General features: G+C 47.9%; 12 protein-coding genes and 1 tRNA gene. 6 read left to right on the top strand and 7 right to left on the bottom strand.

All coding sequences use genetic code 11. The features are described 5' to 3' along the window. Positions 1-32 precede the first annotated feature (32 nt). Positions 33-1331, bottom strand: a complete 1299-nt coding sequence (locus GVJ32_RS01885; RefSeq protein ID WP_159238351.1) for an OmpP1/FadL family transporter — start codon at positions 1329-1331, stop codon at positions 33-35. Positions 1332-1768: 437 nt separating this feature from the next. After that, entirely contained in the window at positions 1769-3112 is a 1344-nt protein-coding gene (gene xseA, locus GVJ32_RS01880) for an exodeoxyribonuclease VII large subunit (RefSeq protein WP_159238350.1), read from the bottom strand. A gap of 109 nt (positions 3113-3221) precedes the next feature. Here xseA and guaB point away from each other — a divergent pair, with 109 nt between their 5' ends. The 3 genes from guaB to GVJ32_RS01865 all read left to right on the top strand — a co-directional run bounded on the left by guaB (position 3222) and on the right by GVJ32_RS01865 (position 7488). After that, complete coding sequence (guaB, locus tag GVJ32_RS01875; RefSeq protein WP_159238349.1) at positions 3222-4688, top strand: IMP dehydrogenase; 1467 nt, start codon at positions 3222-3224, stop codon at positions 4686-4688. Between the two features lie 105 nt (positions 4689-4793). Then, entirely contained in the window at positions 4794-6377 is a 1584-nt protein-coding gene (gene guaA, locus GVJ32_RS01870; protein ID WP_200841299.1) for a glutamine-hydrolyzing GMP synthase, read from the top strand. A gap of 382 nt (positions 6378-6759) precedes the next feature. Further along, a complete protein-coding gene (locus tag GVJ32_RS01865; RefSeq protein ID WP_159238347.1) occupies positions 6760-7488 on the top strand; it encodes a methyltransferase domain-containing protein in 729 nt (242 codons plus the stop codon). A gap of 305 nt (positions 7489-7793) precedes the next feature. On the opposite strand, the gene GVJ32_RS01860 is transcribed toward GVJ32_RS01865, so the two are convergent. Both GVJ32_RS01860 and GVJ32_RS01855 read right to left on the bottom strand, forming a co-directional pair. Further along, positions 7794-8441: a response regulator gene (locus tag GVJ32_RS01860; RefSeq protein ID WP_159238346.1), complete on the bottom strand. Its 648-nt coding sequence runs from the start codon at positions 8439-8441 to the stop codon at positions 7794-7796. Between the two features lie 14 nt (positions 8442-8455). Beyond that, positions 8456-10639 carry an ATP-binding protein gene (locus GVJ32_RS01855; RefSeq protein WP_235035007.1) on the bottom strand — a complete coding sequence of 728 codons (2184 nt, stop codon included), beginning with the start codon at positions 10637-10639 and terminating at the stop codon, positions 8456-8458. Positions 10640-10992: 353 nt separating this feature from the next. On the opposite strand from GVJ32_RS01855, the gene GVJ32_RS01850 reads away from it, so the two are divergent. From GVJ32_RS01850 to GVJ32_RS01840, 3 genes are all read left to right on the top strand, one after another. After that, on the top strand, positions 10993-11358 hold the full coding sequence (locus GVJ32_RS01850) for a hypothetical protein (RefSeq protein WP_159238344.1): 366 nt from the start codon (positions 10993-10995) through the stop codon (positions 11356-11358). Between the two features lie 286 nt (positions 11359-11644). Continuing rightward, complete coding sequence (locus GVJ32_RS01845) at positions 11645-11983, top strand: hypothetical protein (RefSeq protein ID WP_159238343.1); 339 nt, start codon at positions 11645-11647, stop codon at positions 11981-11983. A gap of 315 nt (positions 11984-12298) precedes the next feature. Beyond that, positions 12299-13828: an acetyl-CoA acetyltransferase gene (locus tag GVJ32_RS01840; RefSeq protein ID WP_159238342.1), complete on the top strand. Its 1530-nt coding sequence runs from the start codon at positions 12299-12301 to the stop codon at positions 13826-13828. A 35-nt stretch (positions 13829-13863) separates the two neighbouring features. Here the strand turns inward: GVJ32_RS01840 and GVJ32_RS01835 are convergent, their stop codons facing one another. The 3 genes from GVJ32_RS01835 to gpt all read right to left on the bottom strand — a co-directional run bounded on the left by GVJ32_RS01835 (position 13864) and on the right by gpt (position 15574). Then, a complete protein-coding gene (locus GVJ32_RS01835) occupies positions 13864-14883 on the bottom strand; it encodes an AraC family transcriptional regulator (protein ID WP_235035006.1) in 1020 nt (339 codons plus the stop codon). Between the two features lie 78 nt (positions 14884-14961). After that, positions 14962-15038, bottom strand: a tRNA-Arg gene (locus tag GVJ32_RS01830). Between the two features lie 71 nt (positions 15039-15109). Then, positions 15110-15574 (bottom strand): xanthine phosphoribosyltransferase, encoded by a 465-nt coding sequence (gene gpt / locus GVJ32_RS01825; protein ID WP_159238341.1) that lies wholly within the window; start codon positions 15572-15574, stop codon positions 15110-15112. Positions 15575-15634: the final 60 nt, after the last annotated feature.

Here is a 15634-nt window from a genome sequence, read left to right as displayed (position 1 = left end):
ATAAGTTTGCGCGCCACACTTTATAAAACCCCCTACCAGTTATACGTAATCCCAAGGGCGATAGAATAAGCGCCGAAAGTCTCTTCTGCTTCGCGGCCTAATGGAAGTTGGGTGTTGGTGTATTCGCGCTTTATTTTTGGCACGTAAATATATGCTAGCGATGCGTTCCAGTGTTGGTCAACTTGATGGCTTACCCCTGCGGTGAGGTGCCACTTCGCAATTAGGTTATTGAGTGGCGATTCGTTGCCATGCTTTATGACGTTGCCGGCGTGGTTAATGCCGCCAGAAATTTGAGTTTGATCATTTAGTTTGAACTGCGCCGCGATTGAGCTTGAGAACTGATCTTGCCCACCAAAATCGTTTGTTAATTTTATGCTCTCTGGTGCGCCGCTTGTTTGTACGCCGGATAGCTGTGTTGTCACCTCGCCCAAGGCTTTGCTCCAGCGATACCAATTTAGATCGCTGCCTAGTGTAAGTCGTGGCGTAACGCGCCACGCGAACCCAATACCAAATTCGCTGGGTAATGATAAGCCGTCGATCTTAGCGGAGTTGTATTTAACGCGACCAAGCCCCATTGCCTCAAAGTTTGCGGTGGCGCTGCCATTTTTTAAAACCAGCTCTGTGTCGGAGCCGTAAGCCATTCCAAAGGTGACTTGCTCACTAATGTCGTACTGCAAACCGGCTCGCCATGCGTAACTTATTCCGCTCAGATTTTTGATTTCTAGGCCGGGAAAGCCGCTGTTTGCATCTGATGTGTTTGGAAACAGCTCTTGTTCAGCCTGAGAGTAATTTATAGATCCACTAAATCCAATCCGCAATTTGCTATTCACGTTCCACGCGATTGCCGGTGCAAGCCGGAACACGCCAAACATAGCAGTCAGATCGTCTTTATTTCCGAAGGCGGTATTTAGCTTTGTATATTCGTAACCAACGCCGCCTTGAGCAAAAAATCCTAATCCGACAGTAATATCGGAATGATTTTCTAGTGGTGACGACCAAGCACTGCTGATGAGTAATGCACGATCATTGCCTGAACGCTGGTCATTGCCTAATGAGTCAGCGTGGCGAATATTCATCATAACAAAGGGTTCAAGCGCGGCGCTGAATTGGGCTTGCTTTGATTTTGCGATGCCAGCGGTGTTGTTATTGATGCTGAGCGGGTCGCTAGAGAAGCCCATATCAGTACCTGCCATTGAAACTGAATCCGCGCCAAAACCTAATGGTGTGACACCAATCCCTGCCCAGCTTTGGCTTGCTAGTGTCGTTGCGAAGACGAGTGCATAGCGACGTTTTCTCTCAAGGTTGGAGCGATATTTCAGTGGCGCGTGCATGGGAATTCCTTGAGTAAAATTAATATACTAGTTGGTATTTTTTTGTTTAATATACCGTCCGGTATGTTAAAAGGCAATGATTTACCTACGCTATAACTTGGATGTTAGTGGCGGTGTAGAGAGGTGGGGCGGTTTGATGACGCTGAAGGTTGTAGCTAGTAAGCGTGAACGAATGCGCGAGTTGATATTATTGTGGGTGCCTCACAGTTTTTGATGTGCAGTAAGCATGGACTTACTGGCGAAGGCCTCAATGCGGATGAAGGGCGCAGTGTATGATTATTTCAATGGTAAATATTGACGTGCAGAGTATTCGGTTTATTGCAGTGCGCTACTGCGGGATGACTTGAAAAGCACTATGGGGTGTTAAGCCCTGAACGTCAGGGACTTTCAAATTCAGATGCCTTACTTACACATATCCGCAAAATCTTGGTGTAATCCTATTTTTTGACAAGAAGCGCTACTTTTCCACGGCTAAACGTCGCGTTAACTTGTTCGCCATTCGTTAGCATATTTGCGTCGCGGACGATGGCGCCGCTGTCATTGCTGATAATGGCGTAGCCGCGATTCAGCGTTTGTTCTGGCCCAAGAGTCTTTAGTTGTTGCGCCATATTTTTTAGCGCGATTCGCGGCCGCTGTAACTGCTGCTTTATCGCGTGTTGCATACGTCCGCGAAGGGCGTTGAGTTCTTTGTGTTTGGTTTTTAACTGGCGCTCTGGGTTGAGTAGGGCAAGTTGCTGATTTGCCGCAGCAAGGCGTTGCTGACGCTGGCGCTGGACCTGCTGCCATTGGCGTTGAAGTCGAATTTCTAAATCGTCTAGACGCTGACTTTGTTCGCGTAACTGACTGCGTGGATCACGTACACGACGAGTTAGTGATAGCAGCTGGTCTTGCCAGAGTTTAATTCTGCGCCTTTGGCTATTGGCAAGTCGGCCTTTGAGTAGATGCAGGCGAGAAACCAACTCGCTTTGATCGGGGCTAAGTAGCTCTGCGGCAGCAGACGGTGTGGCGGCACGAATATCAGCCACAAAGTCGCTGATGCTAAAATCCACTTCGTGGCCTACTGCGCTCACAACTGGTAGGGCAGAGTTGTAGATTGCCTCAGCCACTATGCGTTCATTAAATGGCCATAAGTCTTCGAGTGAACCGCCGCCGCGAGACACCAAAATAACATCAAAATCTTTGCGTCCCTGGCTATACCAAATATTGGCCTGCAATAAGGCATTAGCGATTTGTTGGGCGGCGTGTTCGCCCTGTACCAGCACAGGCAGCACGCTGATTTGCATATTTGGCCACCGGCGCTGTAGTACTGATAAAATGTCGTGAATTGCCGCACCAGTGGGTGATGTGATCACCGCGATGTGGCTAATAGTAGCGGGGAGTGGCTTTTTATTGGCGGCGTCGAACCAGCCCGCTGCCATCAGTTCCTGTTTGAGTTGCTCAAAGGCTAGGGCCAACGCACCGGCGCCAGCCGGTTGCATGCTGTCGACGATTAATTGGTAGTCGCCGCGGCCTTCGTAAAGGCTAACCTTGCCACGAACATTCACTTGTTGGCCGGGTTCGGGCGAGAAATTTACCCGTGCATTACGACCTTTAAAAAACGCACAACGAATTTGGGCGCGGTCATCTTTTAGAGTGAAATACCAATGGCCGGAACTTGGGCGCGACAGGGTCGACAGTTCGCCAGTGACGTTAACTTGCGCGAAGCAGTCTTCTAGTAATTGTTTAGCCAGACCATTTAATTGGCTGACACTCAGGGTTTGTGGCGGTTCTTGTGTAGTCATTGGCGCATTATACCCAGATATGGGATTTTGGCGCTAAGAATCGGTTTACTCGGGGGCGCCCATCAATTAAAATTGCGAGGATTCTAGCCACAGGCACCGGAATCAAAATATGTTACGCATTGCCCAAGAAGCTCTCACCTTTGATGATGTACTTCTACTCCCCGGTTACTCCGAGGTCACCGCGAAAGACGTTAGTTTAAAAACGCAACTGACTCGCAATATCTCCCTGAATATTCCGCTGGTTTCCGCCGCGATGGATACTGTCACTGAAAGTGGGCTTGCTATTGCACTGGCCCAAGAGGGCGGTATCGGTATTATTCATAAAAGCATGACGATTGAGCAGCAAGCTCAAGAAGTGCGCGCCGTTAAAAAGCATGAAAGCGGTATTGTTAAGGATCCCATCACTATTGAAGCTAGCGCGCCCCTAAGCGAGCTGTTTGAACTTCGTCGTCGGCATAAGATTTCTGGTGTGCCGGTGTTAGACAAAGGTGAGCTTGTCGGTATTGTCACCAGTCGAGACGTCCGTTTCCAAGAAGAGTTGAATGTTCCGGTATCAAGCATGATGACGCCTAAGGACAAGCTGGTCACGGTAAAAGAAGGCGTTGATATGAGCGTGGCACGTGAGCTGCTACACCGTCATCGTATCGAGAAGGTGCTCGTCGTTAACGATGCCTTTGAGCTTACGGGCATGATCACCGTAAAAGACATGAATAATGCGCAAACTTATCCCTTTGCGTGTAAAGACAGTGCCGGCCAGCTTCGCGTAGGCGCTTCAGTTGGTACCAGTGCAGACACCGATGACCGTGTTGCAGCCTTGGTTGCTGCGGGTGTTGATGTGCTAGTGGTAGACACGGCTCACGGCCATTCGATGAATGTGTTAAACCGCGTGCGCTGGATTAAAGAAAAATACCCACAAGTTGATGTGATTGGCGGCAATATCGCTACTGGCGCGGCGGCCTTAGCATTGGTTGACGCTGGGGCTGACGCGGTTAAAGTCGGCATTGGCCCTGGTTCTATTTGCACCACGCGAATTGTAACCGGCGTGGGTGTTCCGCAAATTAGCGCCATTGCTAATGTGGCGGAAGCGTTAAAAGGCACAGGTGTTCCACTGATCGCCGATGGTGGCATACGCTTCTCTGGCGATTTGTCGAAGGCCGTCGTTGCTGGCGCGAGTTCGATCATGATGGGGTCGATGTTTGCCGGCACAGAAGAAGCGCCTGGCGAAGTCGAGCTATTTCAAGGCCGTACTTACAAGTCTTATCGCGGTATGGGCTCGCTTGGTGCAATGACTAAAACCCAAGGCTCTAGTGACCGTTATTTCCAGAGCGCAGACGACGGCGCTGAAAAATTAGTACCAGAAGGTATCGAAGGCCGCGTGGCGTATAAAGGGCCACTGTCTGCCATTGTGCATCAATTAATGGGCGGTCTACGTTCAGCAATGGGCTATACCGGCAGTATTAATATGGAAATAATGCGCACTGCTCCTGAGTTTGTGCGGGTGACGTCGGCCGGTATGAACGAGAGCCATGTTCACGATGTCAGCATTACTAAAGAAGCGCCTAACTACCCGACCTAATAGACAGTGCTCGTAGGCTAACTTAATTAACAGACCCGCTATCGCAGCGGGTTTGCTGTTTTATTTATGTTCACATTTGCTGTGAACCTTGTTGAGAGAATCGCCGTGTCAATCCCAGATATCCATGCCCACCGAATTTTGATCCTTGATTTTGGTTCGCAATACACGCAACTGATCGCCCGTCGTATTCGTGAAATTGGGGTGTATTGTGAAATTCGCGCTTACGATATTGATGATGCCGACATTGAAGAATTTAAACCCTCAGGTTTTATTTTGGCTGGTGGCCCTGAGTCGGTAACAGAAGCGGGTTCACCTCGCGCGCCACAAAAAGTGTTCGAGCTTGGCGTGCCGGTATTGGGCATTTGCTATGGCATGCAAACCATGGCCGAGCAAATGGGCGGCAAGGTAGAGGGCTCGCCCGTTCATGAGTTTGGCTATGCGCAAATTAAGCTGGAAACCACCGGCGCCCTAACTGCTGATATTGCTGATCATATTGATAATAAAGATGGCAAAGCCTTGCTCGACGTGTGGATGAGTCATGGCGATAAAGTTATTCGCCTGCCGGAAGGCTTTGAGGTGTTGGCATCTACACCATCTTGCCCGATTGCGGCAATGCAATGTGAAGCCAAGAAATTCTACGGCGTGCAGTTTCACCCCGAAGTGACTCACACTCTGCAAGGCCAGCGTATATTCGAACATTTTGTATTGAAATTGTGTGGTTGCGAAGCACTGTGGACACCGGCGAATATTGTTGAAGACGCCATTGCCAAAGTGCGCGCCCAAGTCGGCGATCAAAAAGTATTGCTGGGTCTTTCCGGCGGCGTAGACAGTTCAGTAGTGGCAGCCTTATTGCACAAGGCTATTGGCGATCAATTAACCTGTGTGTTTGTTGATAATGGCCTGCTTCGCAAAAACGAAGGCGATCAGGTCATGGAAATGTTCGCAAAGAACATGGGTGTAAAAGTCATTCGCGTCGATGCCGAAGAAGCGTTTCTAAGCAAGCTGGCCGGCGAAGCCGACCCAGAGAAAAAACGCAAATCTATCGGTAATACCTTTATAGAGATTTTTGATCAAGAAGCGACCAAATTAAAAGACGTAAACTTTCTTGCGCAGGGCACTATATACCCCGATGTGATTGAGTCGGCTGCGTCTAAAACTGGCAAAGCACATGTGATTAAATCTCATCACAATGTGGGCGGACTGCCAGATGATATGGCAATGGACTTAGTTGAGCCACTGCGCGAATTGTTTAAAGACGAAGTGCGCCGCATCGGTTTAGAACTGGGTTTGCCCTACGATATGGTCTATCGCCATCCTTTCCCTGGCCCAGGTTTAGGCGTGCGAATTTTGGGTGAAGTTAAAAAAGAATACGCGAATATTTTACGTGAAGCCGACGCCATCTTTTTGGAAGAACTTCACCGCGCCGATTGGTACCACAAGACCAGTCAGGCCTTTGCCGTCTTTCTGCCGGTGAAATCTGTTGGTGTAGTAGGGGATGCCCGCCGCTACGAATACGTGATCGCGCTGCGCGCAGTAGAAACCATCGACTTCATGACCGCCCGTTGGGCGCATTTGCCTTACGAGCTGCTAGAAACGGTTTCAAACCGCATCATCAATGAGATTAAACAAGTCTCACGCGTTGCCTATGACGTCAGCAGCAAACCGCCAGCGACGATTGAATGGGAGTAGTTGCAAGGCGCTTGATGTTGGAGGCTGCGTGCTCGCGTGTAGCCTCCGTATATGGCTTCTTTGAGTTTTCTTTTTGTGGTGATAAGGATCGCTCGGCCGGCATGAACTACTGAAATTGTGGGTAGACTCATAGTTAGGCTACGCTAAGATAATAACGATTTTGAGGCTGCTAGCGAGAACATAGTTGTGAAGGGGTAATATGCCTTGTGCTTGGTGAGTCGCGTAATCTTATAGTCGTTTAAAAGTGGTTTCTCTACATCTAAGGCTTAAATGATTTTTTTGCAATAGTCGCTTGTGTACAGGCTGGGGCGTTAAAAATGTCTTTGTGCTTGGCCAAGAGATTGATCCCCTGCGGGGGTATTAGATAGGGTAGAAGACAGAAATGAAAAAATGGTTACGAGGTCTGCTTGGTATTCGAGTTCAGCCTAATAAAACCATCGCGAAGCTGTGTAAGGGGGAGTGCATAGAGGTTGGTGCACTGTCGGCGCCAGCGTTTTTTCCAAAGGCGACGTCGATTAGATATGCAGATGTGGGAACAAAAGAGCAGACCAAAAGTGCGTTGGAAAAAATAGGCTATTTCGGCTACCACAAGCGCAAGGAAGGATTTGTCGATGTTGATATTGTGTTCGGCGCGAACGAACCACCATTGGCTAGCCTAGCATCCGCTAGTGTAGATACCGTCTTTTCATCTCATTCGCTGGAGCATTCCTCCAATCCAATTGCGGCTCTAATGGATTATTTAAGGGTGTTAAGGCCTGGTGGCATTGTGTACACGATTATTCCGAATAAGAAATATACCTACGACAGGAAAAGGGCGCTTACCCCGTCAGAAGTATTAATTGATAAGTATGTGAATGACCGCTGGGCTTATACCTTGGATGAGTACCGCGATGTATACCTCAATACTGAAAACCATGAGGTTTACGATAATCACACGGAGGCAGACATCCTCCAAGCTTTTGAAGACGCTGACGGCCATCACCATATCTACGTCTATGACGAAACAAACGTGATGGCGGTGATTGCCTTTGTGGTAGCGCGTAGCGGTGGTGAATTGATTTATTTCGACTCTACGAATAACAGCGAATTACACTTTGCGATAAGAAAGTAGCCGTGTTCGGTTTTTGGGTCAGCCGGACGAAATATTAATTCTTAATTGTCGTAGTAATGTGGTGGTCGGGGATTGTTGGTCGTTTCTAATTGTATCATTCATAAGATTTAGATGGTGCGCTGCAATAATTTCATGTTTTATACAGCTAGTGAGCCTAATGCTTGTATTAATACGTTTACAATTATAATACTTACCCAAATGCCAGTTTATTTGTCATCCGTAGCACGATGTATGTAAATTATTGAGTATTAGTGTTGAGTTGTATTGTCTATTACTGTTGTGAAGTCTAAATGCGCTTAGCAGGGCTAGCTTAGGCCAAGGTCGAAAGCTTTGGCTGCGACTTCTGCGCGATTGCTAACCCCTAATTTTTCATATATGCCGCGAACGTGGGAGGCGGCAGTGTGATAGCTGATATTCAATTTATTGGCGACATTTTGAATACTATCTCCCTGTACGATCATTCTGAGCACTTCGAGTTGGCGAGGAGTTAAAGATTCATCTAAAGTGAGTGTTGTTTCTCTGGCAAAAGACCCTATTATTTTTTTCGCGATCATTGGTGACAAGGGTGGTTGGTTCTGTCGTATTCGCTGTATTTCATCTGCGAGTAATTGCTGGTCTTGGTCCTTTAATAAATAGCCGTCGGCGCCGGCTGCAAGGGCAGGGAATAGGTGCTTGTCATCATCATATATGGTTGTTATTACACAGCGGGCGCTACGGCGACGCTGTTTTATATCCCGCAATATTTCCAAGCCGCTGCCATCCGGCAGTTTTAGATCGATCAGATTAATGTCGGCGATCTTCGTGTTTGTAAGCACTTTTTTGGCAGATTGAATGCTGTCGGCAAGCTCGATCGTGATACCAGGAAATGCTATTTCAAGTGCACCAACTAACCATTGCTGAGCCTCGATAAAATCTTCCAAAATGAAGGCAGTGCTTATTCGCTCATCAGTCATAAGTGAACCTATTGTTATGTATGTTGAGAATCATTGCGACCTACCTCTATCCCAAGTGGTACTTCCAATATAAGCTCGGTTCCCACGAGCTGGTTTGCTACTGACCATTTCGCACAGCCGCCTAATTCCTCTAGGCGGTTTGAGATATTGCGAATACCTCGGCCATTGTTTGAAGTTTCATCCATGCCAATGCCGTTGTCCTTGATGACGATCATTAGCAGATTTGTGGAATAATTTTTAATCCGACGTATAGATATGTTCATCTCGCTGGCTTGGCTGTGCTTTATCACATTGCTAATAGCCTCTCGAAAAGCTCTGCGTAAATTCACAATTCGGCGCGATGGCAAGTGGAGATCCATTTCCTCAGCTTGTTGCCAATGCAAGGTAATATTTGCCGCGCGACATCGCTCCTCGGTGTCGATGTACCAGCCTTGGATATTTGAGAGTAGGGGCAAGTGGTCACTTTCCATTCCTTGGATAATGACCCTTAGATCTTGAAATGCATTTTGCGCCCGCTGTCGAGATTCATTATCTGGCGCTGAATATATTAGCCCGAGAAGATCACTTGCGATGTCGTCATGCAGATCGCGGGCAACGCGCTCGCGCTCCCTTGCAACGCCTCGCTCAAATGCTTGGCGAAACACCTGCGCGCCGTTGTGAAGCTGCCAAAGTGAGGCGATAAACTGCTCGTCTTCCGGCCCCATTAATCTGCCGCCGCGATTGGCTCCAGATAGCTTGAGTGGCGGTGCGCCTGGAAAAGCAGGTATCAGTATACTTAAGCCGTATTCGGTTCTTTGGATTTCTGGAGGGTCTTCTGCTAATTCGGTGATTGAAAGCGGGTGATACAAATCCTTTAGTAGTGAGCGCCAGCGCGATCCTATGCCTTCTTGGCTCTCTACGTTGAGCACAGACTTCAGAAGGTTTGGAAATACGGTTTGGAAATTGATTTTTAAAGGGTTCCACCCCATTCGGTGCCACAAAAATTGTCGCAGTGGAAAATACAGCCATCCGACGCATACTAAGGCAAAGGTTAAGGATATTGAGGCGTTAATATTCAGCCAATAGACTAATATGGCGTCCATTAAAATTACTAGCGAACCGCCGAGAAACCAGAGCCAAATGCGCATTGCCCAGCGGTCTAGGTCGAAGAGTCGATAGCGCAAAATACCGAGTGCGATACCAATTTGTAACAAGGGTAATAAGCCGGTGGCACTTACATAATCGATTCCCCAGTCGGTTTTAAATGTGATAGGTATTAACACAAAAAATAGGAAGGCGCCGGTGCCGCTAAACCACGATAGAAAAAACCAGCGCATCGCGGCGCGAGCTATAGGGTCACTTGATTGACGATGCCATTGAATCCCAGCAAGTATCAAGGCAGCGGTAAAGCCTAGATAGAGCGGAATGCGTTGGCCGATCTCTAAGCTCGTGGGAATTTCTAGCCAGTCCCACAGCAGGCAGCTTGTAAACATTACACTCATTGCCGGCCCAAGCGGAAACTTGGCTAGGCGCCGAGGGTAGTACCAGAGTGTGCAGATCAAGCCCCAGCCTAAGGTGCAAACACCCAACCAGTTAATTTTGGATAAGATATAAAAAGTAGTGCTAGGGAAGGACAGTTCGCGGGCGGAAAAATAACAATTTGTATAGATAACTATCGCGATGCCGATACCGGTAAAGCCATAATAAAACGCGGCGGGATTTTTGCGTTGAAATGCACTGACTATGGCGCAGGCGAGGAGGGCGATCGCGGCGCAAATTAGTTGGTACCAAAGTGTCCAAGGTAAAGAGCTGATAGGACGGAATGACGGCGTTTGGACGACGACTTGATCTCCGTTCGCTAAGGTGAATACCAGCTCACCGCCCGCCTGAATCTCTTGCAGCTTAGCTTGCCGTTCAAAGAAATGCCGGTATTGCTTATAGGTCGCTAATAAACCTGGATCTACCACAGTATCGCTAGTTAAAAATGTGTAGGGGCTGCCGCTTGCAGACTCTACCGCGATAATGTGGTCATTTATGGCGAGATTGGCGGCAAATGCTGGGCCATTTTCATGAATCGTGGCGACAAATATTCCGTCAATATCGTCGTAACTTTTAAAGCTAGCGCCCAACCAGTAATTATTGCAAAGCAAGGTGATGATCGCGATAGAGGTCAGTAATGTGATTATGCCGTAGCGCAGCAGGGTGGTTTGGGGGGGCATCCATGCTGGTTTGGGTATTTTGGCGTGATTCATCCCTTGGTTTAATGACTCATTACTCCTGTAGTGCGCCGGTGGTGCTAGGCAAGCCCATTCTATATTGAATTAATTTTGTATTACTCAACAGAACTGGTGATGTGTACTAGCGCGGTTTTCTTTATGTTGCCTCCAAAGCTGTTACTGCAATTGCGCAAAGGTGAAATTAGCAGCTTTGTTTGTTTGGGGTGACTGTAGCCTTTTTTAAAACAGGTAAAGTTTAGTCACTAATTATGCCTTGAATGGCGGCAATTGTTAGCGGCAAACGTATTTATTAAGCCGAAGTAGTGTTCAGCAGTGCCAAGGAGTGGAGAAATATTATGAAAAACCTAGTCTTAGCTTGTGTTTGGGGGGCGGCAATGACGCTTTCCCCGTTGGCATATAGTGGCGCATCGGTAGATGAATCGGCTTTAGCTATATGTGCAAAAATTATTACCAATAAGCTGGGTGTGGCTCACTACACTACCTTTGATAAAGAGGTGGGTGTTATTAGGCAAGAAGACGGTAGTAAGCATTACCTAATGAATGTCACCTATAAATCACCTGATATGGAAGAGCCGAAGGCCTTTCGTTCAATGTGTGATGGCAATGGTTTTAAAGCTACAGTAGCCACTGTGGTCGAGGGTGCGTGGTCATTTAACACTTCTTATTCACTATCTCAACAAGTGGCTGATAGCGGATTTTAAATTCAAATAGCGCTGATGTTGAACGGCTAAGTAAGGGATGACTCCATTTACGGTATTTAGCAGTGGTGCGATTTAGCAATAACTTTGACTGGCGATGTTGTCGCCACCCTCCTTGGAATTGATACCAGCCATTCCCGCCAAGATTTTTCATGGTGATTAATTTTGCACAATAAATGTGATTTTTTTGGTATTTATGTGCATTTATGTCGAGGGTAGACTTGCTTCCGTAGTCAAGTAATTCAATTCAAGCGATGCGGTATTTGGAAACTTAGGGAAGGAGAAAGTCATGAAGAATCGTCATATCAGCATATTGTCAGCGGTGTTGTTTGCTGCGCTGTCAATCAGCGCCGGGCAAGCCTCTGCAGATTATGTGAGTCGTGCTTCGGAATTATGTAAATCTGAAATTCAGCACAAGTATGGAAGTGCAGACCAAACCTTGCGAGTTAAATTTAAAGCGGCGATGGGAAATCAGGTTAGTCCACGTCTTTTGATGCAGGTGCTGCCGCGCAACGCAGACTCGTTTAAGGTAAGCTGTGATGTTGATGGTCGTGCGTGGGAAGTTGTGTCACTTCAAGCCAAGACACAAGGGGATGAATTGCGAGTTGCGAAGGTGCAACAACCGTAAATATGGTTCCCGCAGTATCTATATTTAATAGCAGCTCGCTAATGTGGGCGTTCCAAATTCAGGTTTTGCAATAACTCAGGCATATCCCAAGTTACTGTAAAACCTGCTTCTGTTTTACAGTGCGTGCGGTGCATGACTTTTCTACTTGCTTTATTTTGTTGCGATAATAAGGCGTCCTAATTTTTTCTGAAACTAAATAAGTAACTGACGAGTTCGGGGCGACCGAGAATTCCGGCGTTTCCGTCATTGCTGTCAATTCAATTTGGCTTCTGCCGAGTTATACTACATAAAAATATCAGTAAATAAGGAAAGTTTGTGGCTAATAGAACTCCCATCCTAGTTGCGTCTGGGCAATACGTTTTTCGTGATGAAGTAACAGCAGAAACGGCAATGTCGCCTCTCGATATTGCTGCTAAGGCGACTAAGGTCGCGATTGATTCAGCGGCTGCACAAACGAACCTCGTTCCCCATATCGATACCATTGCGTTTGTTCGCGGCTTTGTTGATTCGGTACCTGGTGGTAAGGGGCCTTTTGGAGGCAGTAATAATGTTCCGCGTTCGCTAGCTAAGCGCATCGGTGCCAATCCGCAGCGTGCTATATATGGGCGTGAAGGCGGCCATTCGCCACAGCGCTTTGTTAATGAGTTTGCGGAGAAAATTGCTGCAGGCGAAATGAATTTAGGTTTGATAGCTGGTGCAGAAGCGACCGGCATTATGAAGCAGGCCGGGCGAGCGGGCTTGGTGTTAGATTGGAGCGAAACCGTTGACGGCGATTTGGATGATCGCGGTTGTCATTGGCTATTTACACAGCACGAAGTGGCACATGGTATTACCTTCCCGACACAGGTTTATCCCTTGCTTGAGCACGCTTGGCGGGCGCGGCACAAGCTAAGTGTTGCGGAGCATCGTGAGTTGGCTTCACGTTTATTTTCTAAATTTTCTGATATTGCAGCGAACAATCCGTATTCGCAGTTTCCGCAAGCTCGAAGCGCTGAGTTTTTGAATACTGTTTCTGACGATAATTACTGGGTTGCGCACCCGCATACCAAGTGGATGGTAGCCCAAGATGCGGTGAATCAAGGCGCGGCGCTATTGATGTGTTCCGTCGACAAGGCGCAAGAATTGGGTATTCCCGAGTCGCAGTGGATTTATTTGCACAGCTATGCGGATGTTGATGATGGTTTTGTTTCTTCGCGTCCGGATTTGGCTGTCTCCGAATCGATGAAATTGACCTTAAACAGCGTATTAAGCGCTGCGGGAAAATCGATTGCAGATATTGATGTAATGGATATTTATAGTTGTTTCCCTATTGCAGTTTTGGCGGCGTGTGAGGCAATGGGCCTAGATTGGAATACCGATGAGGCTTTAACCGTAACTGGTGGTTTGCCCTTTTTCGGCGGTGCAGGAAATAACTACAGCACCCATGCTATTGCAAGTTTGACTGACCAGCTTAGAGAGGCGTCGTCGAGCTATGGTTTGGTAACGGCGAATGGCGGTTTTCTGTCAAAACAATCGGTGGGCTTATATTCTGCACAGGCGCCAGAAACACCCTGTAAAAATGCTGATTCTAGTTTGCAGGCGAAATTCGACTGTCTGCCAGTGGCCGAGTTAGCAGAAGAAGCCAGTGGGGTGGGTGTTGTTGAAACCTATACGCTGGTTTATAAGCGCGGCAAGCCGAGTTTGGGTATTGTGATTGGTCGCTTAGATGATGGTCGTCGTTTCTTAGCAAATACCGCTGCGGATGACGAAGTTGCGTTTGCAGTTTTGCAGGGTGATGACGAGGTGATAGGGAAGCGTGTTGAGGTGACTCACAAGGCGCCACAGAATATCGTGCGCTTTGTTTAATGCATGTGACGCGCTTTAATTTTGAATAAGGCGCGTCACATACGGCGGCGGTAATCTTGTGGCGTCATCCCGGTCCAGCTTTTAAATGCGCGGGTGAATGCGCTAGATTCTGAAAACCCCGTGCGCTGCGAAATACTTTCAATCGAGAGATTGGAGCGACCAAGATGGTATAGCGCGGTGTCGTGGCGGCACTGGGTTTTTACCTCGTTAAAGGTAGTGCCTTCCTGCGCAAGTCGCCGGCGCAATGTTTGCGGATGCAAGTGCAGCAGCTCGGCAATTTCATTTATTCCAGGTGTGTCAATCAAGTGCTTGTTGACGATCATACGCACTTGGTCTGTCCAGCTTTTCTCTTTGTATTGCTGAATCAACATCACCAAGGCGGGATGTTGTAAAAAGCGGTGCAGCGATTGTTCGGTTTGCTCTAAAGGCAGCTCAGTTAAGCTGCGATGAAAAATAATTTCAGTTCTGGGTTTGTTAAAAAACACTGCCTGCCCCAGAAATAGATGGCGGTATTCTTGGGCGTGAGCGGGGGCTGGGTACTCCAAATTAACGGCAATAAGCGGCAGATGGCGCCGGACCATCCAGCTACTAAATCGATGTAAATTAAACATAATGAGCTCAAAGCCATACTCACCGATAGGGTGGTCAGTGTTGCCGTGCTCAATAACGAATTTTGCTTCGTCGCCGTTGATTTCAAATCGCGGCTGCAGGCCCCACTCAAACATTTGGTAAAAACGACAATACCTTGCCATTGCGTGGCCAAGGGTGGTGCAGTGGATGACCGAATAACACATATTTGTCCATGTGCCGATCACATAGCGTGAAGAACCGTAGCCAAGAAACTCGTCTTTCATCTCTCGCATAACAATAGATTGCAGGCGGCCAAAGTTCACCGCAGATACACGGGCATTGTGTTGGCTTAATAGTTCTGGCGAAATTCCTGCAGCGTGCAGCAACGTGTTTTTATTCAGTCCGTGGGCCTCTGCATTGCGCAGCACAGCGTGAATAAAATAGTTTCCAACTGAAATGTTGCGCATCGATGAAATGCTGCTCATAGCGCGGAGTCTCTAGTGTGCCGTTATTTTAATTGTAAGTGGGTTAGCCGGCGAAGTGTGTGCCGTATTAGATGAAAATGGTGTCCCCGACAGGATTCGAACCTGTGACCTGCCCCTTAGGAGGGGGCCGCGCTATCCAGCTGTGCCACGGGGACATGAATTGCAGAACGGGCTGCACAAAACGTGACGGATTCTATAGTGAATGCCGCCGCGAATCAAAAAAGGCTTATTGTACAAGCGGTTGACTATAAGTGGGCTCAATATCCCAGGGGAAGTGAATCCAGGTATTTTGGGCAAACTCTCTGACAAAATGCTCTGCTAATGCCATTGCTTTAGGCTTGGCGTAAATCGTGACAAAGCAGGCCTTGGGAAGCAATTCTTTAGCAATTTTTGCGGTGCCGCCGGTGTCGACTAAATCGTCAACAAGTAGATAGCCGTCGCCATCGCCTTCCACGGTTTTAAGGATGTTAATTTTTCCTTGTTGGTCGTGGTCGTAGCTGGCGATACACAGGGTATCAACCACCCGCAAATTCAACTCTCTGGCTAGGATTGCACCAGGCACTAAGCCGCCACGGGCAATGCTGATAATGCCTTTCCACGATTGGGTGGTGAGTTTACGGGCTAAATCGCGGGTGTCACGGTGCAGCTCATCCCAAGATAAATAGTAAACGGGGCAATTGCCGTCTGACATGCTGAAAGCCTTCCTGTTGGGGTGAAAGGTGGCAGATTGTGCCGTATGGGTGGCTTCATC

This window comes from Zhongshania aliphaticivorans (assembly GCF_902705855.1).
Taxonomy (GTDB): Bacteria; Pseudomonadota; Gammaproteobacteria; order Pseudomonadales; family Spongiibacteraceae; genus Spongiibacter; species Spongiibacter aliphaticivorans_B.
This window is presented reverse-complemented; position numbering and strand designations above follow the sequence as displayed.